The 21,824-nt window shown below is 67.7% G+C and carries 24 protein-coding genes and 1 riboswitch; of the genes, 17 read left to right on the top strand and 7 right to left on the bottom strand.

What is annotated here, in order from left to right; genetic code table 11:
- Positions 1-57 precede the first annotated feature (57 nt).
- Positions 58-567, bottom strand: a complete 510-nt coding sequence (locus EV650_RS22435) for a DinB family protein (RefSeq protein ID WP_134120996.1) — start codon at positions 565-567, stop codon at positions 58-60.
- A 204-nt stretch (positions 568-771) separates the two neighbouring features.
- Here EV650_RS22435 and EV650_RS22430 point away from each other — a divergent pair, with 204 nt between their 5' ends.
- The 4 genes from EV650_RS22430 to EV650_RS22415 all read left to right on the top strand — a co-directional run bounded on the left by EV650_RS22430 (position 772) and on the right by EV650_RS22415 (position 5,217).
- Positions 772-2,460 (top strand): DEAD/DEAH box helicase, encoded by a 1,689-nt coding sequence (locus EV650_RS22430; RefSeq protein ID WP_238174380.1) that lies wholly within the window; start codon positions 772-774, stop codon positions 2,458-2,460.
- A gap of 73 nt (positions 2,461-2,533) precedes the next feature.
- Complete coding sequence (locus tag EV650_RS22425; RefSeq protein ID WP_202874817.1) at positions 2,534-3,442, top strand: phosphotriesterase family protein; 909 nt, start codon at positions 2,534-2,536, stop codon at positions 3,440-3,442.
- A 15-nt stretch (positions 3,443-3,457) separates the two neighbouring features.
- Entirely contained in the window at positions 3,458-3,826 is a 369-nt protein-coding gene (locus tag EV650_RS22420; protein WP_134120995.1) for a DUF1304 domain-containing protein, read from the top strand.
- 29 nt (positions 3,827-3,855) lie between these two features.
- On the top strand, positions 3,856-5,217 hold the full coding sequence (locus EV650_RS22415) for an MFS transporter (protein WP_134120994.1): 1,362 nt from the start codon (positions 3,856-3,858) through the stop codon (positions 5,215-5,217).
- Here EV650_RS22415 and EV650_RS22410 read toward each other — a convergent pair.
- On the bottom strand, positions 5,207-5,848 hold the full coding sequence (locus EV650_RS22410) for a LysE family translocator (protein WP_134120993.1): 642 nt from the start codon (positions 5,846-5,848) through the stop codon (positions 5,207-5,209). The genes EV650_RS22415 and EV650_RS22410 overlap by 11 nt on opposite strands.
- An 81-nt stretch (positions 5,849-5,929) precedes the next feature.
- Positions 5,930-6,072, top strand: a riboswitch (cobalamin riboswitch).
- A 38-nt stretch (positions 6,073-6,110) separates the two neighbouring features.
- Here EV650_RS22410 and EV650_RS22405 point away from each other — a divergent pair.
- Genes EV650_RS22405 through EV650_RS22380 form a run of 6 tightly spaced genes read left to right on the top strand, consistent with a single transcriptional unit; the run spans position 6,111 to position 9,738 of the window.
- Positions 6,111-6,308 (top strand): CbtB domain-containing protein, encoded by a 198-nt coding sequence (locus tag EV650_RS22405; protein WP_134120992.1) that lies wholly within the window; start codon positions 6,111-6,113, stop codon positions 6,306-6,308.
- Positions 6,309-6,311: 3 nt separating this feature from the next.
- Complete coding sequence (locus EV650_RS22400) at positions 6,312-7,076, top strand: CbtA family protein (RefSeq protein ID WP_134120991.1); 765 nt, start codon at positions 6,312-6,314, stop codon at positions 7,074-7,076.
- The gene (locus tag EV650_RS22395) at positions 7,073-7,633 is read left to right on the top strand and encodes a histidine phosphatase family protein (protein ID WP_134120990.1); all 561 of its coding nucleotides are present in this window, start codon (positions 7,073-7,075) and stop codon (positions 7,631-7,633) included. The genes EV650_RS22400 and EV650_RS22395 overlap by 4 nt, the downstream gene beginning before the upstream one ends.
- A 58-nt stretch (positions 7,634-7,691) precedes the next feature.
- Positions 7,692-8,927, top strand: coding sequence for an alpha/beta hydrolase (locus tag EV650_RS22390; protein ID WP_134120989.1), 1,236 nt, complete (start codon positions 7,692-7,694; stop codon positions 8,925-8,927).
- Positions 8,924-9,295 carry a hypothetical protein gene (locus tag EV650_RS22385; RefSeq protein ID WP_134120988.1) on the top strand — a complete coding sequence of 124 codons (372 nt, stop codon included), beginning with the start codon at positions 8,924-8,926 and terminating at the stop codon, positions 9,293-9,295. The genes EV650_RS22390 and EV650_RS22385 overlap by 4 nt, the downstream gene beginning before the upstream one ends.
- A 56-nt stretch (positions 9,296-9,351) precedes the next feature.
- The gene (locus EV650_RS22380) at positions 9,352-9,738 is read left to right on the top strand and encodes a hypothetical protein (protein WP_238174379.1); all 387 of its coding nucleotides are present in this window, start codon (positions 9,352-9,354) and stop codon (positions 9,736-9,738) included.
- A 519-nt stretch (positions 9,739-10,257) separates the two neighbouring features.
- Here EV650_RS22380 and EV650_RS22375 read toward each other — a convergent pair.
- Genes EV650_RS22375 through EV650_RS22360 form a run of 4 tightly spaced genes read right to left on the bottom strand, consistent with a single transcriptional unit; the run spans position 10,258 to position 12,902 of the window.
- On the bottom strand, positions 10,258-10,635 hold the full coding sequence (locus EV650_RS22375) for a VOC family protein (protein WP_134120987.1): 378 nt from the start codon (positions 10,633-10,635) through the stop codon (positions 10,258-10,260).
- A gap of 9 nt (positions 10,636-10,644) precedes the next feature.
- Complete coding sequence (locus EV650_RS22370) at positions 10,645-11,295, bottom strand: class I SAM-dependent methyltransferase (protein ID WP_238174378.1); 651 nt, start codon at positions 11,293-11,295, stop codon at positions 10,645-10,647.
- Positions 11,296-11,328: 33 nt separating this feature from the next.
- Positions 11,329-12,180 (bottom strand): fumarylacetoacetate hydrolase family protein, encoded by an 852-nt coding sequence (locus EV650_RS22365; RefSeq protein WP_134120985.1) that lies wholly within the window; start codon positions 12,178-12,180, stop codon positions 11,329-11,331.
- 26 nt (positions 12,181-12,206) lie between these two features.
- Entirely contained in the window at positions 12,207-12,902 is a 696-nt protein-coding gene (locus EV650_RS22360; protein ID WP_238174377.1) for a GntR family transcriptional regulator, read from the bottom strand.
- Positions 12,903-13,027: 125 nt separating this feature from the next.
- On the opposite strand from EV650_RS22360, the gene EV650_RS22355 reads away from it, so the two are divergent.
- The 7 genes from EV650_RS22355 to EV650_RS22325 are packed head-to-tail and all read left to right on the top strand — an operon-like array spanning position 13,028 to position 20,554.
- Positions 13,028-14,113, top strand: coding sequence for a substrate-binding domain-containing protein (locus tag EV650_RS22355; protein ID WP_134120984.1), 1,086 nt, complete (start codon positions 13,028-13,030; stop codon positions 14,111-14,113).
- A complete protein-coding gene (locus EV650_RS22350) occupies positions 14,110-15,198 on the top strand; it encodes a mandelate racemase/muconate lactonizing enzyme family protein (RefSeq protein ID WP_134120983.1) in 1,089 nt (362 codons plus the stop codon). Before EV650_RS22355 ends, EV650_RS22350 begins: the two co-directional genes overlap by 4 nt.
- Positions 15,195-16,265 carry an ABC transporter permease gene (locus EV650_RS22345; protein WP_134120982.1) on the top strand — a complete coding sequence of 357 codons (1,071 nt, stop codon included), beginning with the start codon at positions 15,195-15,197 and terminating at the stop codon, positions 16,263-16,265. The genes EV650_RS22350 and EV650_RS22345 overlap by 4 nt, the downstream gene beginning before the upstream one ends.
- A complete protein-coding gene (locus EV650_RS22340; RefSeq protein WP_134120981.1) occupies positions 16,262-17,257 on the top strand; it encodes an ABC transporter permease in 996 nt (331 codons plus the stop codon). Before EV650_RS22345 ends, EV650_RS22340 begins: the two co-directional genes overlap by 4 nt.
- The gene (locus EV650_RS22335; RefSeq protein ID WP_134120980.1) at positions 17,254-18,771 is read left to right on the top strand and encodes a sugar ABC transporter ATP-binding protein; all 1,518 of its coding nucleotides are present in this window, start codon (positions 17,254-17,256) and stop codon (positions 18,769-18,771) included. The genes EV650_RS22340 and EV650_RS22335 overlap by 4 nt, the downstream gene beginning before the upstream one ends.
- Positions 18,768-19,607 (top strand): amidohydrolase family protein, encoded by an 840-nt coding sequence (locus EV650_RS22330; protein WP_134120979.1) that lies wholly within the window; start codon positions 18,768-18,770, stop codon positions 19,605-19,607. The genes EV650_RS22335 and EV650_RS22330 overlap by 4 nt, the downstream gene beginning before the upstream one ends.
- 8 nt (positions 19,608-19,615) lie before the next feature.
- On the top strand, positions 19,616-20,554 hold the full coding sequence (locus EV650_RS22325) for a phosphotransferase family protein (protein ID WP_238174376.1): 939 nt from the start codon (positions 19,616-19,618) through the stop codon (positions 20,552-20,554).
- A 47-nt stretch (positions 20,555-20,601) separates the two neighbouring features.
- Here the strand turns inward: EV650_RS22325 and EV650_RS22320 are convergent, their stop codons facing one another.
- A complete protein-coding gene (locus EV650_RS22320; protein WP_134120977.1) occupies positions 20,602-21,807 on the bottom strand; it encodes a Fic family protein in 1,206 nt (401 codons plus the stop codon).
- Positions 21,808-21,824: the final 17 nt, after the last annotated feature.

Raw genomic sequence — 21,824 nt, 5'->3', positions numbered from 1 at the left:
CCCGCAACACCCGGCGATAGCTCGCCGGGGCGGGCGGGTGCGCACGCGTGGGGCGGACTACTCGCCCGTCTGGCCGTCGAGGCGTTCGCGGAGGAGGTCGGCGTGGCCGTTGTGGCGGGCGTATTCCTCGATCATGTGGATGTAGAGGTAGCGGACCGAGTACGCGCCTTCGTAGCCGGGGCGGGTGAACGTGTCGTCCAGCGAGTAGCCCGCGGCCAGCGTGTCGGAGGTCTTCACCAGCTGGCGGAAGTCTTCGACGTCCTGCTCGGCCAGCTCAGGATCGGCGAGGTCGAAGTCGCCGTCCGGGTGTTCGCCCGTCCAGAACTTAGGCGGCGAGTCGTGGCCGGCGAGAGCCCGGTGGAACCAGTACTTCTCGACCTCGCTCAGGTGCCGGACCAGTCCGATCAGCGACATGCTGGACGGGTCGACGGCGCGTTGGACCAGTTGCGAGCCGGTCAGGCCGGAGACCTTCCAGAGCAGGGTGCCGCGGTGGAAGTCGAGGAATCCCTGCAGGAGCGTCCGCTCGTCGGCGGCGGTGGGCGGGTCCACCCGGAACTCTGTCGTCACGAGCAGAACCTAGCGTGTGTGACCAGTGTCCTGTGTATATCCAACCGGTGCTGGGCTCCGGTGACGTACACTATGGGTGACGGCCCGCCCAGTTCTGCCTCGGGCCGGTGAGCGCAACTACTGTGCGCCAGCAGTCGACCACCACGCGCCGCGGCCCACTCGGCCGCGCCGGGCAGGACGACCCCCGACTTTTGGAGTACCTATATGGCGGCCCGCCGCCCCACGTCTACACCCACGTCCAACCAGTCCACCTCCCCGTCCCGCAAGCCCAACGGCGATGCGCGCGGCGGATCGGCACGCCCACGGCGTCGCCGCGGCTCCGGTGCCGGCCGCACCAAGCCGGCCGTCGTCGAGCAGTCGACAGTTGCCACCAGCAACTTTGACGAGCAGACCGAAACAGTTGCCCCCGACAACCGCACCTTCGCGGAGCTCGGCGTACCGGCACCGCTGGTGACCGCGCTCGACGCGGCCGGTGTGACGAACCCGTTCCCGATCCAGTCGGCCACGTTGCCGGATTCCCTGGCTGGTAAGGATGTTCTCGGCCGCGGCCGGACCGGTTCGGGCAAGACCTACGCCTTCGTCCTGCCGGTGCTGGCGAGGCTTGCCGCGAGCAGCACGAAGCGCAAGCCGAACCAGCCGCGTGCGCTGATCCTCGCGCCGACCCGCGAGCTCGCCACCCAGATCCAGGCTTCGATCACGCCGCTCGCCGACACGCTCGGCCTGCGGTCGATGACGATCTTCGGCGGCGTCGGGCACGGCCCGCAGATCAACGGCCTGCGCAAGGGCGCCGACATCGTCGTCGCCTGCCCGGGCCGGCTCGAGGACCACATCCAGGCCGGTCACGCCAAGCTCGGCGCGGTGGAGATCACCGTGCTCGACGAGGCTGACCACATGGCCGACCTCGGCTTCCTTCCCGCCGTGCGCCGGATTCTCGAGGCGACCCCGGCCACGGCCCAGCGGCTGCTGTTCTCGGCCACCCTGGATGCCGGCGTCGACGTCCTGGTCCGGCGCTTCATGACCGACCCGGTCACGCACAGCGTCGACTCGGCCCGCTCGCCGGTCGCCAAGATGACGCACCACGTTCTGCATGTGCAGCCGGACACGCGGCTCCCGGTGCTGGTCGACCTGACCGCTGCTCCCGGGCGTTCGCTGGTGTTCACCAGGACGAAGTACGGCGCCAAGTCGCTGACCAAGAAGCTGATCGCCCAGGGCGTCCCAGCGGTCGAGCTGCACGGGAACCTGTCGCAAGGCGCCCGCACGCGGAACCTCGAGGCCTTCTCGGACGGGTCGGCGAAGACCCTGGTCGCCACCGACATCGCGGCCCGTGGCATCCACGTCGACAACGTGACGCTGGTGATCCACGCCGACCCGCCGATCGAGCACAAGGCGTACCTGCACCGCTCCGGCCGTACGGCGCGAGCCGGCGCCGAGGGGACCGTGGTCACGCTGATGACCGACGACCAGGTCCGCGATGTCCGCGACCTGACCCGCAAGGCCGGCATCGCCGCGACGGTCACCAAGCTCACCACCGGCGACCCGCTGCTGACCGAGCTGGCCCCCGGCGAACGGACGTACGTCGAGCCGTCGGCGAGGCCGGTCCAGCCGGAACGCGTCGCGAGCTCGGGCGGCAACGGATCGGGCCGCGGCAACCGCCGTCGGCGCGCTTCGGGCCCCGCTCAGCCGGCCACCGGCAAGCGGTCGAGCCAGTCCGGCTCCGGCCAGTCGGCTCGGGCAGCAGGTGGCTCAAGGGGCTCCGGTCGCTCGAAGGCCCGCGCCGGTTCGGGCGGCCCGAAGAGCTACAGCACGAGCACTCCGGGATCGGCAGCTCGCCCCGCCGGAGCCGCAGCGTTCTCCGCAGGCTCGCGCGCAGGCAGCTCCCGCCGCGGTCGCTGACCCGCAGAAAGGCCCAGTCACTCCGACTGGGTCTTTTGTGCGTTATGACTGGACCATCGAACGAGGAGGATCGGTGATCAGGACTGTTCTGGGGGACCTGCGTCCCGACGCGCTCGGCGTGTGTGACTCGCACGATCACCTGTTCTTCCGGTCGGCCGCGCTGCCCGGCCAGGAGCTGGACGACGAGGCCGCCGCGCTGGCCGAAGTACGTGCGTTCGCGGACTCAGGTGGTCAGGCGATCGTCCAGTGGACACCGCACGGGCTGAATCGCCGCGCCGAGCTGCTGCCCGGAATCTCAAGCAGCACAGGGGTTTCGATCGTCGCCGCGACCGGACTGCATCGACGGGAGCACTACCCGGACGGGTTCGTCGACAAGGTGCAGGACCAACTGGCCGAGATCTTCGTCCGTGAGTTGACCGCGGGTATCGGGGACAGCCAGGTCCGGGCTGGACTCATCAAGGTGGCGGGCGGATTCCACGTCCTCGACGCGCACGCCGAGCTGGTGATGCATGCCGCGGCCGAGGCCCATCACGCGACGAACGCGCCCATCGCAGTCCACCACGAGCTGGGTTCCGCGGCCGACGCCGTACTAGACCTGCTGGTCGACAAGCTCGACGTACATCCGGGCGCTGTCATCCTCGGTCATCTCAACCGCTTCCCCGATCATCGGGTGCAGCTCGAGTTGGCGCGGCGGGGTGCGTGGCTGGCGTTCGACGGGCCGTCGCGGGCGAACAACGCCACCGATCCGCGGATGATGGACTGTCTGGCGGCGCTGATCGACGCCGGGTACACGGACCGCCTGTTGCTCGGCGGCGACACCACGACCGCCCGCGCTCGTGCGGCGACCGGCGAAGGCCCGGGTATGCCGTACCTGTTGACCCACCTGAAGCCGCGGATCACGCAGTACTTCGGTGCCGACGTGGCGGACGCCGTGTTCCGGAACAACCCAGCGCGCGCCTTCACCACGGATTGGCGAGGGTAGCGGTACCTTCCCGGCATGAGCGTCATTGCGCAGATCTTCGTTGGGCTGGCCGGGGCGTTCCATCTGGTGGTGTTCGCGATGGAGAGCCTGCTGTTCCGCAAGCCGAGCACCTACCGGCGGTTCCTGGTCAAGGACGAGACCGAGATGGCGGCCGCGCGGCCGTGGGCGTTCAATCAGGGCTTCTACAACCTGTTCCTCGCGATCGGCGCACTCGGCGGCCTGATCTGGGGCGGCGACAAGGGCCACGCCATCGCCCTGTTCGCCTGCGCGTGCATGGCCGGCGCCGGCGTCGTACTCGTTGCCTCCGACCGCCGGATGGTCCGCGCCGCGGCCACCCAAGCCGTCCCGCCGATCATCGCTCTCGTTCTCGCCGCCTTGACTTAAAGCACACTTGAGCAACCAGTCTTCTCGGCATGACAACCGTTGCCGAGCCCACCACTGAGACAGGCGGCGTCCTCTCTCCGCAGTACCGCGCGTTGACCATCGGGATGACCGCGCTGATCACCCTGGTCGCGTTCGAGTCCCTGGCGGTTGCGACCGCGATGCCGACCGTCGCGCAGGCGCTGAACGGGCTCAGCCTGTACGCGCTCGCGTTCGGCGGACCGCTCGCCTCCGGCGTGGTCGCGATGGTTGTCTCCGGCACCTGGAGTGACCTGAAGGGCCCGACTCGCCCGCTCTGGCACGGTACGGCGTGGTTCCTGTTCGGCCTGGTGATCGCAGGGTTCGCGCCGACGATGGAGATCCTGGTCCTCGGCCGGATCATCCAAGGATTCGGCTCAGGTCTGCTCACGGTCGCGCTGTACGTCGTCGTCGGCCAGCTGTACCCGGCCAGGCTGCGCCCGAAGATCTTCGCCGCGTTCGCGACGGCGTGGGTGGTGCCATCGTTGGTCGGCCCCGCGATCGCCGGACTGATCGTCGAGCATGCGAGCTGGCGGATCGTGTTCCTGGCCGTGCCGGTGATCGGGATCCCGGCCGCGCTGGTGATGCGGCCCGGGCTGGCGCGCGGCATCGAGCATGAGCCGCGGCCCGGGAAGCTGTGGGACAAGCGAGCGATGTGGGCGATCGCGGCCGCGGTGGGGGTCGGACTGCTGCACTACGGAGGGCAGCAGCGCGGCGCACTCCAGATCGTCTTGCTCGTGATTGGCCTGGCCGGCGTGATCGCTTTCGGGCCTCGGCTGCTGCCGTCCGGGACGTTCGTGTTCGGGCGCGGCCTGCCGTCGGTGATCGCGCTGCGTGGATTGGTTGCGGCGTCCGGGTTCGGCGCCGAGGTGTTCCTGCCGCTGATGCTGACCCGGCAGCGCGGCCTGTCGCCGGCTCTGGCCGGTTTAGTACTGACCGTGAGCGCGCTGAGCTGGTCGGCGGCCTCCTGGTACCGCGGCCGGCCGAACCAGCCCTTCTCGAACGCGGTGTTCCTGCAGGCCGGGATGCTGTCGATCGTGCTCGGAATCGTGACGGCCGCCCTGACTCTGAACCCGCAGGTGCCGGTCCTGGTCGGCATCCTCGGCTGGAGCCTCACCGGGCTCGGCATGGGGACCGTCTTCCCGACGCTGTCGGTGCTGGTGCTGGAGTACTCCGAACGCGACGAACAGGGCGCCAACAGCTCGGCAGCACAACTCAGCGACTCGTTGTCGACAGCAACGATCCTCGCGATCGGCGGTTCGTTGTTCGCGGCAATGGAGCCACACTCCGCGGTCACGGCGTACCTGGTCGCCTTCGGATTCCCGGCCCTGCTCGCCTTGATCGGTGTACAGGCAGGTCGGCGTACTACTCCTTAGAACCAGTTATGGCGATGCTGGCGCCGAGGCCGATGATCATCAGGCCGCCGGTGCCGCCGACCAGCTCGAGCCGGCGCGGGGAGCGGGCGAACCACTCGCGCGCCGTGCCGGCCACGACCGCCCAGACGCTGTCCGAGCAGAGCGCGATCAGGATGAAGATCAGGCCGAGCATCAGGATCTGCGTCCAGGCCGGGCTGCTCGCGCTCTTGTCCACGAACTGCGGCAGCACGGCCGCGAAGAACACCGCGGTCTTGGCGTTGGTGACACCGACCAGGAAGCCCTGCCGCATCGTCTTCCGGCTGCTGCCCGGCTTCACGCCACTGGTCATGGCCTCGACCAGCGACTTCCGCGACCGGAACGCGTGTACGCCGAGATAGATCAGGTACGCCGCCCCGCCGAGCTTCACGACGGTCAGCGCGATCGCACTGGCCGCGATCAGCGTGCCGAGCCCGAGCGCGATCAGGGCCAGCATGACGGCGGCGCCGATCGTGTTGCCGAGCATCGTCAGCACTGCCTCGCGACGCCCGACCGCGAGCGCGCGACCGACGATGAACAGCACACTCGGCCCCGGAACGACGATGATGATGAACGCGGTGATCGCGAAGGCGATCAGGTGATGAGCGGACGGCATCTGCTCAGAGTAGATGCGACGGCGTCGCGGCGCAGCAGGGTATCCGGCGGGTGGGATAGATCACCGCCGCGCCGTGCCGCGTTGACCGGGTTCCGGCCCGGCCTCTACGGTTCGGGAGACAACCTGCGGTGCCATGAGGGAAGCCGGTGAGAGTCCGGCACGGCCGCGCCACTGTGAGCGAGCTTCGGCTCGTAAGTCAGGACGCTCGGGCACCAGCAGCCTTTCGAAGGGGAACGCGCACTTCCCCAGGAGGTCACGTCTGATGGCAGCTCCTGCCTCGTCGGTCGCCGTACCGGCTCTCTCACCCAAGGTCCTCGCCGCCGCGCTGCTCAGCGTCGGCGTGATGCTCCTGCTCGCGTACCTGGTCGGTTTCGACCAGGGTGCGGTGTCGCGGTCCGGCATGTATCTGCACGAGCTGATGCACGACGGTCGCCATCTTCTCGGCGTGCCCTGCCACTAGACGATGCGCACCTTCGGATCGCTCCTGGTGCGCGGACTGATCGTCGGACTCTTCGCCGGCCTGCTGGCCGGAACGTTCGCCTACGTGATGGGCGAGCCGCGTGTCGACGCGGCGATTGCGATCGAAGAGGCCGGCGCCGCGCACTCACATGACCACAACAATGACCATGCCGACAGTGCTGAGCCTGCCGCCCAAGAGGATGAGCCACTCGTCAGCCGGGACGGCCAGAGGGCCGGCTTGTTCCTCGCCACCAGCCTGTACGGCGTTGCGCTCGGCGGCATGTTCGCCGTCGCGTTCACGCTGCTCCGTCGCAAGCTCCGGACCGGGAACGACGCGTACGCCGCGCTCGGGCTCGCCGCCGCGGGCTTCATCGGCATCGTGCTGGTCCCGTTCTTCAAGTACCCACCGAATCCACCGGCCGTCGGCGATCCGGACACAATCACCAGGCGGACTGTCACGTATCTGCTGACGCTGGTGATCGGGCTGCTCGCGGTCTGGGCCGGGGTCGCGCTGTCCCGCTGGGCCGCGCGGTACGGCGACGTTGCCCGGCTCGCGGGTGGTGTGGCCGGACTGGTTGCCACCGTCGTGGCGGCGTACCTGATCCTGCCGCGAATCAACGAGGTTCCGGAGACGTTCCCCGCTACGCTGCTGTGGCAGTTCCGGTTCGCCTCGCTCGGTACGCAGGCGACGCTGTGGCTCTTGCTCGGATTCGGGTACGCGGCCGCGGTGGACCGCCGGTTGGTCCGAACGAAGGTGGCTGCCGCTTGACGGCTCTGACAGTGATCGCGCACGCCTTGACTCCCGCGTTGCGCGGGCTCGTGCTCGGCGGCGACGCCGAACCGGATCCGGCGAGTGTCGAGGTGGCGCGCGATCTCAAGGTCTCCGCCGATGCGGTGTACGCCGGCCCCGAGCAGGCCGCCGTACAGACCGCGTCCGCACTGGGATTCACTCCGGTCGTGGAGTCGACTCTGCGGGACCGCGAGTACGGCGAATGGGCCGGCCGCGAGCTGGAGGAACTGCTCGCGGCCGAGCCGTCGCGGGTGTCGGCATGGCTCGAGCGGCCGCACACCGCCACGCCGGGCGGCGAGACCGAGAACGACGTACTCGTCCGGGTCGCCGATTGGCTCGGTGACCTGGCCGAGCGGCACGACGAGCGCAGTGCGGTGGTCGCGGTGGTTCATCCCGCGGTGGTCCGGGCGATCGTCCTGTACGTCGTCGACGCCCCGGCCGAGTCGCTCCGGCACGTCGACGTACGGCCGCTGGCTGCCGTCAACCTCTCCCACCACAGCGGAAACTGGTCACTGGCCTTCGTGCCGTCGGCCTGACACACTGCGGACAGGCCGATCTCACGCCCAGGTGGTTGGCTGTCACGGGGAGTCATGCATGACCGAGCCAGATCAGCTTGCCGAGAAGTACCGCGCTAACCACGAACTGCTGGTCGCTGCCCGCGACCGCCTGCAGGCTGCGGCCGATGCCGGCACCGCGACCGACGAGGAGCGGGAGCGGCTGGCCACCGTCACCGAACTGCTCGCCCCGGTCACGGCCACCGAGGTGGATGCCGACGGCAACGTCGTCGAGGTCCAGCGGTCGCGCCAGTTTCTGAAGGTGGATCTGGAGGGTCGCGGACGCGCGGTGGAGGTGCTCGGCGATCTCGACCGGGCGCGGAATGTCGGCGTACTGGTTCCGGGGATGGGGAACAGTCTGGAGACGTTCCGCGGGCAGTCGGATCGCGGCGACCTGATCCGGCAGGAGGCGGGGCCGGATAGCGCGGTTGTGGTGTGGCTGGATTACGACTCGCCGCAGGGGCTAGTGCAGGCTGCCAGCAAGGACGCGGCGATTGAGGCTGGGCCTCGGTTGGCGGACTTCCTGACCGAGCTTGACGATCTGAAGGCGCCTGGCGCGGAGACTACGTTGATTGCGCATTCCTACGGCACCGATGTTGCGGGACAGGCTTTGTTGGCCGGCGGGCGGGCGGATCGCGTGGTGATGACTGGGTCGCCGGGGATTACGAAGTACATCGATGAGGCCGCTGATTTCGTGCCGCCGCCGACTCGGCTGTACGTCGAGCGGGCGCCGGGGGATTACGTGGCGTATTCCGAGTGGCATGGGCCGGATCCGGCGACGTTTCCCGACGCGATTCGGATGGCGACTAACGATCCGCTGGTGAACGACGAGGCGGTTTCGGTGCATTGGCATAACGAGTATTACCGGACTAACAGCGAGGCGCTGCGCAATATTGGTCGGGTGGTTCGTGGAGATCTTGGCGCTATCACGGTGACGGACACGAGCCGGGCCGCTGAGTCCAAGCTGATCCTGGGGAGTTCGTGGGGTGGGCCGCTGAACGCTGCGTCGCGGGCTGCTTCGAAGGTGTACGACGGGGTTGTGGCACTTACCAAACCGTCCCGGGCTTCCGCTCGCGCTGCGGCAGGGCGAGGCGGGCATGAGTCGCCTGGTGCTGGGCCTGGTGCTGGTGCTGGGCCTGGTGCTGGGTCTGGTGCTGGGGCGGCCGGTGCTGCGGCCGGTTCTGGTGCGCGGGAGGGTGCTGGTGGGCGGGGTGGTGGGGCGTTTCGAGCGGTAGGTAAGGCGCGGTCGCGGCCGTTCGAAGGGCCGCGGCGATGACGGGCGGGCGGGAGTTTCTCCGGAGCGAACTGCTGGCCGTTGCGGCGGTCGTCGTACCTGACCAGCGGGCAGTCGTCACACACGACCCGGGGCCGGTGAATCCCGGCGTACTGTTCGACGGCCGCGGACCCGCCACCGTCTGCCGGATCACCGTCGAGACCGGCAACCCGAAGTCCCCGGACCCGGCCGCCGCCGTCCAGGCCGCGGCCGAAGCGCTCCGCGCCAGAGGATGGACGGTCGAGGTCGCGCCCCCGGAGAACGGCCACTACCGGGTCGCCGCCACCCGCGACGGTTTCGATGTCGCGGTCCACGCGTGGGCGACGGATTGGCGGATAACCTTCACCGGCGAGACACCCCTCGTCTCCTGACCGACGACTCGCTGCGGTCCCTCGCAAGACTTGATGGCAAGGTGTATGACGGGGTTGTGACGCTGACCGAAGCCCGCAACTACCTGCGTTCGGAACTCCTCATGGTGGCGGCAATCGTCGTACCGGACCAGACCCCAACGGTGACGCAGGACCTCGGCCCAGTGGACCAGAGCGCCCTCTCCGACGACCGCGGCCACGAGTCCGTCTGCACGATCACCGTCGAAACCGGCGACCCGACCACCACTCCCGACCCCGAAGCTCAGATCAGCTTCGCGGCCGAAACCCTCGAGTCCCGCGGCTGGAAAGTCACCCTCGCCGACGTCACCGAAGGCCACCACCAACTAACCGCCCGCCGCGAGGGCTACGACCTCACCGCCTCCGCGAAATCCACCGACTGGCACCTAACCTTCACCGGCCAAACCCCCTACGCCGACGACCTGTAGCAGCCGTGGTCGCGGGGGATGTGGTCGACCCACGCGCCTACGCAGCCGCTCTCTCGTCGCTGCGCTCCTCGACGCGGCAACACGCCGGCTCCACCCGCCCCGGCTCAGCGCCGGTGCATCCCTTCCGGCTACCGCCGGGTGCTGCGGGCACGGCCGCCCGGTTCCGGCCGCCCCGTTCCGGCTGCGCCGGGCGTTGCGGGCTGCCGCCCGCGGGTGGCTCGGTTTCCGGAGCTTTTTAGGCGGTATCGGGCAATTTTCTTCCGGAAAGGGGGTGTTGTCCGGCGGAGGCGTTCAGGCCCAGCGCGTCCAGGATCACCCAAGACCGCAGTCAGCTTCCGACGGGCGCCGGCCAAGCCTCCGCCCGCGCGGCAGCGCAAACCGCGGCGGCAGCCCGCAACAACCCGGCGTTAGCCGGAAAGGATGCGCCGGCGGCCGCCGGAGGGTGGGTGGGGCGCGCGTTGCAACCGCGACGAGGGGAGCGGGTGCCTAGCACGCGGGGCCGTCCGCTGTACTCCTCGATCAGCTGGTGGCGGCTCGTTCGGCGGCGCTTCGGAGGACGCAGAATTCGTTGGCTTCGGGGTCGTGCATGACGACGAAGCCGGTGCCGTCGGGGTTGCGGTGGTCGTGGGCGATGGTGGCGCCGAGGGTGAGGAGCCAGGCGACCTCTTCGTCCCGGGTACCGTCCGGTTCGAGGTCGAGGTGGACGCGGTTCTTGGCGGCCTTCTCGTCGTTGTTCTGCTCGAACAGCAGCGTGACGGAGTCCGTCACCACGGCGGCGTACGGGTCGCCGGGCTTGTCGTCGTCGGGACGCTCGGCCTTCAGGACCTGCAGCCAGAAACCGGCCAGCTCGTAAGGGTCGTGGGTATCGAACGTCACGGTTCGCACGCGGGAAGTCATGCGCCGAGACTACTTCCGGAACAGCAGGCAGTGGTCGGGAATTTCAACCTCGGGGTACGGCGTGAAGCCGGCCGCGACCGCGAGTTCGGTGAGCGCGGCAGCTGTCCATCGATGGACGTAGATGTTCATCGGATGACCGCCGTACCCGGAGGTCTTGTGAGTGGACTCCTCGCCGACGTGGAAGCCCATCAGCAGGACTCCGCCAGGAGCGAGAACGCGGTGAAACTCGGCGAACGCCTGCGGGACCACATCGCGGGGCAGATGGATGATCGACCACCAGGACACGACCCCGCCGACTGAGTCGTCCGGCAACTCCAACGCGGTCATCGAACCGACCCGGAAGTCCAGGTCCGGATGATCGCGGCGAGCGACCTCGATCATCCCCGGCGACAGATCGATCCCAATCACCCGCAGACCTCGCTCCGCCAGCAGCCCAGTCGTCCGCCCCGGCCCACAACCGACGTCCAGTACGGAGCCGACCTCCAACGGCGAGCCGACGTCCGACACCGAGCCGACCTCCAGCGCGGTCCGGCCGGAGACGAGCTCAGCGAGCAGGTCGAAGCCGGCCTCTTCCCACTCGGGTCCGTCCACCACGCGTTCGGCGTACGAGACGGCGACGTTGTCGTAGGAGCTGCTGATGTCGGCCAGGAAGTCAGTCACCCGGCCGACCCTAAAGCCGGCCGGGGACAGTTTTCAGGCCTTGCCGAGTGCCTGCTTCTGGTGACCGAGTCCCTCGATCTCCATCTCCATCACGTCGCCCGGAGACAGGAACGGGAACCGGCCGGACAGCGCCACGCCCTCCGGCGTTCCGGTGTTCACGATGTCGCCGGGGCTGAGCACCATGTACTGCGAGAGGTCGCGGATCAGCGCCGCCACCGAGAACACCATGTCGCGCGTGTTCGAGTCCTGACGGACCTCGCCGTTCACCCATGACTTCAGCCGAAGGTCCTGGACATCCGAGACCTCATCAGCCGGCACAAGCGCCGGCCCGAGCGGGTTGAAGGTCTCGCAGCACTTGCCCTTCGACCACTGGCCGCCCGAGACCTCGATCTGGAACGCGCGCTCGGACACGTCGTTCGAGACGGCGTACCCGGCGACGCAGGCGAGTGCTTCCTCGTCGGTCTCGACGTACCGGGCCTGCTTGCCGATGACGACGGCGAGCTCGACCTCCCAGTCGGTCTTGGCCGAGCCGCGCGGGACGAGCACCTCGTCGTCCGGGCCGACGACGGTGTTCGGGTGCTTGAAGAACACGATCGGCTGCTTCGGCGGCTCGGAGCCGGACTCGGCCGCGTGGGCGGCGTAGTTCATTCCGATGCAGACCACGGCGCCCGGCCGGGCGATCGGGGCGCCGATCCGCAGGCCGTCGACGTCGGCGGCCGGAAGTTCGCCGGCCTCCAGCGCGGCGCGCGTACGGGCGATGCCGTCGGCGGCGAGGAAGGCGCCGTCGATGTCGGCGGTGAGGGGCGTCAGGTCGTGGACGGTGCCGTCGGTGGCGCGCACGTACGGGCGCTCGTCACCGACCGCGCCGAGGCGGAGCAGTTCCACAGATGTCTCCCTGAGTCAGAAGAAATTCAGTCCTGGTCGAAGATGGGACGCAGCCGCGCGCGCGAGGCCTCGATGTGCGACCGCATTGCCGCGGCCGCATCCTCAGGGTCGCCCTTGCGGACGGCGGTCACCACTACCTTGTGCTCTCGCAACGCCTTCGTCGCGATGCCGCCACCGTAGTACAGCCGGAACAGGTGCAGGTGGCAGTGTGTCCGCTGGAAGGACAGCCGGGCGGTCTCGTTACCGGCCAGCTCGAGGACCAGGTCGTGGAACCGCTGGTCGTGCGCCGCCATCGCCCGATAGCTCTCGTACGACGGACGGTCCGGTACGTCGGTGTAGCTGAGCATCTCCGCCTTCAGCCTGGCCAGGTCGTCGGCCGCGGCTCGCTCGGCGGCGCGCCCGGCCGCCCACGGCTCGATGTGCAGCCGGTACTCGAACAGGTCCTCGAACTCCTCGCGGGTCAGCCGGGACGACACCCGGTAGCCGCGCAGCGGTTCCTTGATCACCAGACCGTCGGACTCCAGCCGGGCCAGCGACTCCCGGATCGGGGTCTGCGAGATGCCCAGCTCGCGCGTCAGCGCGTCGATGTTCAGCCGCGTGCCGGGCTCGACCACGCTGTCCATGATCAGGCCCTTGACCGTCTCGTAGACGTCGTCGCTCAGCACCTGTCGCTGCGGCAGGCGGGCGAGCTGCCCCGCCAGACCCACATGCGCATCTGTCACCGTCGCTCCTCCCGGGAAGCTCCCATTCTGCCCAACCCTCATCGTTACCTGCACGACTCTTGACGGGTCCAGTGTGAAGCGGCAGCATCGGATTCGCAATATCCTATAGGATCTGGAGCCGCCCCATGAACGTCACGTTCCGTAGGACAGCGGTGTGTCTGGCCACCGTGGCCCTCGTCGCCGGATGCACCACGAAGAACACAGGAGACTCCGGCGGCACCAGCACCGGAGACGACGCGTCCACCAGCACCTCGTCCGGACCGGTCACGCTGAAGGACGGCTCGAAGGTCAAGCTAGCCCTGATTCCCGGCGGGGCGCACCCGTATTTCCAGCCGTGGAAGAGCACCGGTCAGCAGGACAAGACCGAGTTCAAGCTGGGTGACGTGACGTTCAACGAAACCAGCGAGTGGGACCAGGGCAAGCAGAACAACGTGATCAACTCGCTGGCCGCGCAGGGGTACAACGCGTTCGGCATCTTCGGCGTGTCGCCGACCGACATCAACTCCACCTTCGAGGACCTCAAGGCGAAGGGGTTCGCGGTCGGCTCGCTGGCGTCCTGCCCGGCCGGCAACGCCAACTCGGCCGACTTCTGCCTGTCCACCGACGTCGAGACGGCGGCTTACAAGGCGGCCAAGGCGACCATCGCGGCGATCGGCGGTCAGGGCACGATCGTGCACCTGACCGGCAACAACGTCGACTCCAACACCCAGCGCCGGATCGCCGGCGTGAAGAAGGCGGTCGCCGAGACCGGCGGCAAGGTCACCGAACTGCCGGTGATCACCGATATCGACACGGACCTGTCCACCGCGCAGAAGGCGGTCGCCGACCTGCTCGCCTCCAAGGGCAAGGACATCAAGGGCATCGTCACCACCGCCTACAACCCGGCCGTGGCCGCGGCCGACGGTGTTGCCGGCAGCAAGCTTCCGATCAAGGTGGTGGCGATCGACGACGACGCGAAGATCCTGGCCGGGATCAAGTCCGGCGGGGTCGCCGCGACCGTCACGCAGAACCCGGTCGGCCAGGCGTACGTCGGTGCCTGGCTGCTCGCCCTGCTGCAGTCCAAGCAGTGCACGATGAAGGACCCCGGTGTGATCGTCGACTCCGGGTCGTTCGTCGTCACCAAGGCCAACGTCGACACCTACGACCAGGAGCGGCAGGCGAAGACCAAGGAGCTCCAGACCGAATTCGCAAGCCACCTGAGCTGCCAGTGAGCACGATCACCACGGCAGAGGCGTACCTGGTCGACCTGGCGGTCGAGACGGTCCGCACCGACGCCGTACAAGCGTTTCTGAAGCAGGAGACGATCTTCGTCTCTTTGTCGACATCGGACGGGCTGAGCGGGCTGGGGTACTCGTACACCATCGGTACGGGCGGTACCGCGGTACTGGCGTTGTTGCGAGACCACCTGTTGCCCCGGCTCGTCGGTACGGACGCACGCAACGTGGAGGCGCTCTGGTCCGACCTGTTCTGGTCAACGCACGCTACGACGGTCGGTGCGATCACCTCGCTGGCTCTGGCCGCTGTGGACACCGCTCTGTGGGATCTGCGTTGTTTGCGGGCCAACGAGCCGTTGTGGCGACTGGCAGGTGGTTTTCGTCAGCAGGTGCCGCTGTACGACACCGAGGGCGGTTGGTTGCACCTGACAACGGATGAGCTGGTCGCGGGCGCTCTGGCCTCACAGAAGGCCGGCTGGCCCGGTGTGAAGCTCAAGGTCGGCAAACCGCGAGTACACGAGGATGTGGAGCGGCTGCGGGCGGTGCGGGACGCTGTGGGCCCGTCGATGGACATCATGGTCGACGCGAACCAGTCCATGACGTACGCCGAGGCAAAGCGCCGGGCCGCTGCCTTTGAGGAGGTGGACCTCTCGTGGCTCGAGGAACCGTTGCCGGCTGACGACGTCACCGGTCACGTGCGACTAGCCGCGTCCACGTCCATCCCGATCGCGGTAGGGGAGTCGCTGTACTCCGTTTCGCAGTTCCGGGAGTACGTCGCTGCTGGTGGCGCCGGGATCGTCCAGGTGGACGTGGCACGGATCGGTGGGATCACACCGTGGCTCAAGGTCGCGCATCTGGCGGAGACGTTCAACCTGGAGGTGTGTCCGCACTTCTTGATGGAGCTGCACGTCAGTCTGACCGCTGCGGTGCCGAATGGGCGCTATGTGGAGCACATCCCGCAACTGCGGGCGATCACGCAGTCAGAGATGACGGTGGTCGACGGGCACGCTGTGGCTCCCGACGTACCCGGTCTGGGCATCGACTGGGATCAGGACGCGATTGACGATCGGCGTGTCGGATGAGCGTCTCCTCGACCGCCACTGAGGCGTTGCAGGAAGACGCTCCGGTTGCGGCACTCCGGCGTACACCGTGGTGGGCCAACCAGCGGATCGGACTGCTCATCCTGGTGGTGCTGCTGTCCGCGCTGTTCGGCGTACTACGGCCTGCGTTCTTCAACCAGCAGCTCGTGGTGTTCCCGTTGCTGCGGGACATCGCGATGTTCACTGTGGTCGGGTTGGCGCAGCTGAGTGTGCTGTCGATCGGTCACATGAACCTGGCTGTCGGCCGGATGGCCGCGTTCTCGATGATGATCACCGGCATCTCGTACGACCTCTGGCACTTCACGCTGTACTCCGGCCTGCTGGTCGGACTCATTGCCGGTACGGCGATCGGCGCGCTGGCGGGCTGGGTGATCGCGCGGACCGGAGTGAACTCGTTCGTGGTCACGCTGGCGCTGGACTTCCTGCTGTTGGGGTTGATCCCGTTGGTGTACACGGCGTTGACCGACAACGCGGCGTTCGTTACCAAGCCTCCCGGGATGCGGGAGTTGCGCAACTACTCGCTGGCCGACATCTGTGTCGGGAACGTGTGTGGTTCGCCGGCCGTGCCGCAGTTGGCGATCTTCGCGGTCGTCGCAATGGCCGTCGTCGGGTGGATCTTCACGCGGACGCGGCTCGGCCGCGAGCTGTTGATGACCGGCTCGTCGGTGCGCGCTGCCGAGCTGTCCGGCATCCCGACCGCGCGCCGAGTCATCGTCGCGCACGCCATGTCCGGTTGCCTCGCCGCACTGGCCGGCTTCATGCTCGCGATCTCGACTGGGTCCATCAAGGCAACGATCGGCGCGGAGTTCATGCTCCCGTCCTTCCTTGGCCCGATCCTCGGCGGGACGTTGCTGGCCGGCGGTTTCGTGTCTATCTGGGGAACGTTGCTGGGCACGGCCCTCACCACGGTGATCCGGAAAGGCCTTGATTTGCTGGGGGTTGGGCTGGAGAGCCTCAACATCTACCTCGGCCTCATCCTGCTCGTTGCCTTGTCGACCGATCGGATCCGGACAGTGCTGTCCGAGCGGCAGGGGGTGCGACGGCGATGAGGCGTTTCGCGCGGTCCACCGAGATGACCTTGCTGGCGATCTGCGTGGTGTTCTTCGTGTTCCTGGTGATCGCTTCGAAGGGTGATCTGGTCTCAGCGAATTCCTTAAGAGTGCTGCTTCAGTTCCTTGCGGTGCCGGTTTTGATCGGGTTGGCTCAAATGGTGGTTCTGGCTGTGGGTCAACTCAACCTGGCCGTCGGTGCGATCGGTGGATTCGCCTCGGCGGCAATGGGTGTGCTCATGGCCGACCACGGCGTCCCTGTTCCACTCGCGCTGCTGATCGGATTCCTGTTGGCCGCTGCGGCCGGGCTGGTCAACGGGGTGCTTGTTGTCTTGACCCGGATCAACGGGTTCATCGTCACGTTGGCGACGATGACCGTGCTGCTTGGCGTGCAGTACCGTCTGGTCGGCACGAGGACTGTTGATGCGTATCCCCAAGGATTGAAGGACTTTGGGTCGTTCGCGCTCTTCGGCGTACTTCCGTTGATCTTCATCGTCGCGCTGATCGTCGCGGGCGCGCTGTCGGTGCTGCTCCGTCGTACCGTGCCTGGACGGCAGTTGCTCGCGTCTGGGGGCAACCCGATCGCGGCACGGCTGTCCGGGATCTCGAACGACCGCTCGGTGATCATCGCGCACACCTTGTCCGGAGCGGTCTTGGGTGTGGCCGCGATCCTGACCGTCGCGTCCTCGCCGGGTGTGAACAAGAGCATCGGGGGCGACTGGCTGCTGCCTTCGTTCGCGGCTCCGATCATCGGTGGGGCCTTGCTCACGGGTGGGTCCGTTGTGGTGCTCGGGACGGTGCTGGCCGCGTTCATCGTGCGGTTCGTGGACACGGCGCGGGCCGAGTTCTCGCTCGAGCCGTCCTGGGTGAACTTCGTGGTCGGCGCGGTGGTCCTCGGTTCGGTCGTCCTCGGCCAGGTGCGAACCCGCCGGCAACAACGCCGTACCGTCGTGAAGGCACCAGACGCCACAGTCGCCGGAGGTGTGTCATGACGCTGTTCCAGGCTGAGAAGGTGGAGAAGGTATTTCCCGGCGTACGGGCGCTTGACCGCGTGGATCTCGCGCTCGAAGCGGGATCGGTGCACGCGCTGCTCGGCGAGAACGGCGCGGGCAAGTCGACGCTGATCAAGGTCATCACGGGCCTCTATCGGCCCGATGGCGGGCGGTTGTTGCTCGACGGGCGCGAGGTCTCATTCGGCTCACCGCATGAGTCGGCCTCGGCGGGCATCGGCGTCGTACACCAGGAGCGGAACCTGATCCCGGGCTTCACGGTCGGGGAGAACATCCTGCTGCAGAAGCTGCCGACGTCCCGCGGGCTGGTCGACCGGGCGGCGATCCGCTCGGAGGCGTCGCGGTGGCTGGCCGAGCTGGAGCTCGACATCGACCCGGATCAGCCGGTGACCGAGCTGTCTGTCGCGCAAGCGCAGCTCGTCGAGATCGCCAAGGCGCTGTCGATCGAGAGTCGGGTGCTGTTGCTGGACGAGCCCACCGCCTCCATCACGCCGAACGAGTCGGCACTGCTGTTCCGGGTCGTCGACAAGCTGAAGAACGATGGACGTGCCGTGCTGTTCGTGAGTCACAAGCTGGAGGAGGTCTTCCAGATCTGTGACACGGTCACGGTCCTTCGCGACGGCGCGTCCGTACTCTCCGGCGGTGCGCTCTCCGACCTGACCCGCGACCAGGTCGTCGACCTGATGGTTGGTCGCACCCACGAAGCGCTCTCGTTGCCTCCTCGCGCGGTCGATCGCGACGTGGCGCCGATCCTGGAGCTGGCCGGCGTGAGTACGGCGACCGGGCATGTCGACGTGGACCTCGCCGTACGGCCGGGGGAGATCGTCGGGCTGTACGGTCTGGTCGGTGCCGGGCGGAGCGAGCTGGCGAAGGCGCTGCTCGGTCTGGATCGGATCACGGCCGGCGAGGTGCGGGTGCGTGGCTCGGCGGTGCGGATCCGGAATGTGCGGGACGCGTTGCGGAACTACAAGATCGGGTACGTCACCGAGAACCGGAAAGAGGAAGGCGTCTTCCTCGAGCAGTCCGTCAGCCGGAACATCGCGGTGACGATCTGGGACCGGCTGCGGAAGGCGCTCGGCTACGTCCCCGCGAAGGAGGAGACCTCGACGGTTGCGACGTACGTCGAGCAGCTCGGCATCCGGATCGCTTCCCCGGCGCAGCATGCCGGGACGCTGTCCGGCGGCAATCAGCAGAAGGTCTCGCTGGCGAAGTGGCTGGCCGCGCAGACCGAGATCCTGATCATCGACGAGCCGACGGTCGGTATCGACGTACGCACCAAGGACGCCTTTCACACGCTGATCTGGGACCTTGCCGCCAACGGGCTGGCGATCCTGCTGATCACCTCCGACCTCCCGGAGATGATCACCCTCGCCGACCGGGTCGTCGTCATGCGCGACCACGCCGTACAGGGTGAGCTTCCGAACGACCACGACTACGACCGCATGAGCCAGCAAGTCATCCGCCTCATCCACGCCGAGGGGACCACCGCCGCATGAGTAGAGTCGACGCGCATCACCATGTCTGGGACTTGAGCGTCCGGGAGCAGACCTGGATGGTCGGTCCGGAGCTGGACCCGATCCGGCGGAACTTCTCGCTCGAAGACCTCGCGCCACTCGCCGCTGCGGCCGACGTCACGTCGACCGTGCTGGTCCAAACAGTCGGGTTGGTCGACGAGACCGTCGAGTTCCTAGAGATTGCTGCAAGCAACGATCTCGTGGCAGGGGTTGTCGGCTGGGTGGATCTGACCGCCCCGGACATTGCCGAGGTCCTCGACAGCCTACTGTCCCGCCCGGACGGCTCGTATCTGAAGGCGATCCGGCACCAGGTCCACGACGAACCCGACGTCGACTGGCTCCTCCGGCCCGACGTACAACGCGGCCTGACCGCCGTCGCCGACGCCGGCCTGGCCTACGACCTCCTCACCAAGACCCCGCACCTTCCCGCCGCGATCCAGACCGTCCGCAACCTCCCCCAACTCACCTTCGTCGTCGACCACATCTCCAAGCCCGTCATCGGCGAACCCTTGGAGCCGTGGGCGGGTCACCTCCGCGAACTGGCCGCCCTTCCCAACGTCACCTGCAAACTCTCCGGCATGGTCACCGAGGCCCCCTGGACCACCTGGAAACCCACCGACCTCCAGCCGTACGCCGACGTAGTCCTCGAGTCCTTCGGCCCAAACCGAGTCATGTTCGGCTCCGACTGGCCCGTCTGCCTACTAGCCGCCACCTATGACCAGGTCGTAGAAACCGCCAAAACCCTCACCACCAACCTCACCCCCACAGACCACGAAGCAATCTTCACCACCACCGCCACCCGCACCTACAACCTCTAGTGGGCGCGTTGACCCCCGCCGAGATCGAGGCGGTTTGCCAGCGGGCGTTCGGTACAGGCGTGGTGCCGGTGACGGCGGTCGAGCTGGGATATGCGGGGTACAACAGCGTGTACCGGGTGGACCTGGCCGGGCGGGACGAGCCGGTGGTGCTGCGGGTGGCGCCTGAGGAGAGTGCGCAGTTCGGGTCCGAACGGCATCTGATGCGGAACGAGTACGCCGCGGTGCCCTGGCTGGCGGTGGTTGCGGAACTGATGCCTCGGGTGCTCGCCGTGGACTGGTCGCACGCCGTCGTCGACCGCGACTGGATGATCCAGACCTGCCTGCCCGGCGTCCCGGCACCGGATGGTTTGGGGCGATACCCACGGTCCGGGCGTACGACGTTCTTTCGGCAACTCGGCGCGATCACCCACTCCGTGCACGCCGTACGTGGCCCGTACTTCGGCCGAGTGGACGGGCCGGCGTACTCGTCCTGGAGCGAGGTCGTGATCGCATCGTTCACCCAGATCGCAGCCGACCTGGAACACGTAGGCCTCGACGCCGAGGACGTACGAACGGCCGCCACGCTGGCTGCCCGCGGCCGAGCGAAGCTGGACGAGATACAGGAGCCGCGCCTGCTGACCGGCGACCTCTGGACCGTCAACTGCCTACTGGACCCCAAGGCGCCCGAACCGGTGATCTCCGGAGTGCTCGACTTCGACCGAGCCGAGTTCGGAGACCCCGCCGCGGACTGGACAATCCGAATGGCCCAAGCAAAACCCGACGAACGAGAAGCCTTCTGGCAAACGTACGGCGCCTTGGACCGCACCCCAACCGCCCTCTGGCGAGCCACCCTCTACGAAGCCCGCCACCTAGCCGCAACCCGCCTAGAACGCCACCGCCTCAACAACCCCGAAGCCGTCCGGGAGAGCTACGAAGCACTAGCAAAGGCACTGACCGAGCTCGGCTGAGCTGCTCCTTCCCGAACCGGAAAGCAGGTAGTCCCAACCACCTGGGGTCAACCGCGGCGGCCGGAGCGGGTTGCGAAGTTGTCGAGCGCAGTGATCACCTCACGTGCGATCCACACGCGATCGCGCTTTCCAGTTGAGATCTGCTTCAGGATTCCGGCTTCGACAAGTTGGTCGACGGCCCGTTGTGCGGCCGGCTGTGAGACCTCCAGATGCTGCTGGATGTGCTTGACCGCGACTGCGGGCTGACTGAGCAGGTGCGGCAGCAGTCGACGGGCGGCCGAGCCCTGTCGAGACGGGAGATCCTGCTGCCAGTCGGCGTAGATCTCGGTGAGGTCAGTGACCAAGTGCCGCCCGTTGCCGACCGCGGCGAAGGAGGCACGGCTGAACTGGGTGATGATCGGTGCGGGATCGCCGTCTCGATACGATCCAAGCGCGGCGAAGTACGCCTCGGTGTCCGTGAGTAGACCGGCCGAGACCGGGACCGTCAGACGTCGCGTCACGCCAGACCGGCGCAGCATCGCGTGGACCAGGGTCCGGCCGGTACGTCCGTTCCCGTCGTTGAACGGATGGATCGTCTCGAACTGAGCGTGCGCGATCGAGACCTGGGTCAGAACCGGGATATCCGTCCGATTGCAGAACGCCACCAGATCTTCCATCAAGGCCGGGACCCGCTCGTACCGGGGCGGAACGAATGTCGCGGTGTGGGGAGTTGGGCCGCCTCCGATCCAAACCTGGCCGTCCCGCAGTCGTCCGGGACCTGCGTAGGCCTGACCATCCATCAGGGCACGGTGGGCGGCGAGGATCGAGTCCGTGCTGAGGTCGTCGGCCAGGTCGATCGCCCTTTGCATGGCCTCGACGTTGGCGGCGACCATTCGGGCGTTCTGGCCTGACGACTCGTGCAGGGTCGCGATGGCCAACGCCTTCGCTCCGGCGGTGACGCCTTCGATCTGCGAGGAGGACGCCGACTCGGTGCGCAGCAGGACGACGGCAAGTGGAGCGAGCTCTCCATCAGCTCGCGGAAGGCTGTTGGCCAACTCGGCGTCGAAATGAGAGATCTCGACCAGCGCATCCTCGGCCTCGGTGGCAATCGCGGACGTGATGTCGAAGTCCATGCCCGAGATCGCAGGCGGGACCGCTGCCAGGTACGGGCCTTGCGCTACTGCCCGTTCACGACGGGACATGGGGGTGTCGGCCCCGTCCCAGGTGCAGCGTTCCCAGCCGACCGCGAGCTGAGCGTCTGCGGATTGGTTCACGTCTGCCACTATACAAC

The sequence above is a fragment of the Kribbella kalugense genome, assembly GCF_004365875.1.
GTDB lineage: Bacteria > Actinomycetota > Actinomycetes > Propionibacteriales > Kribbellaceae > Kribbella > Kribbella kalugense.
The sequence above is the reverse complement of the archived record's forward strand: the minus strand, read 5'-3'. Positions and strand labels throughout refer to the sequence as shown.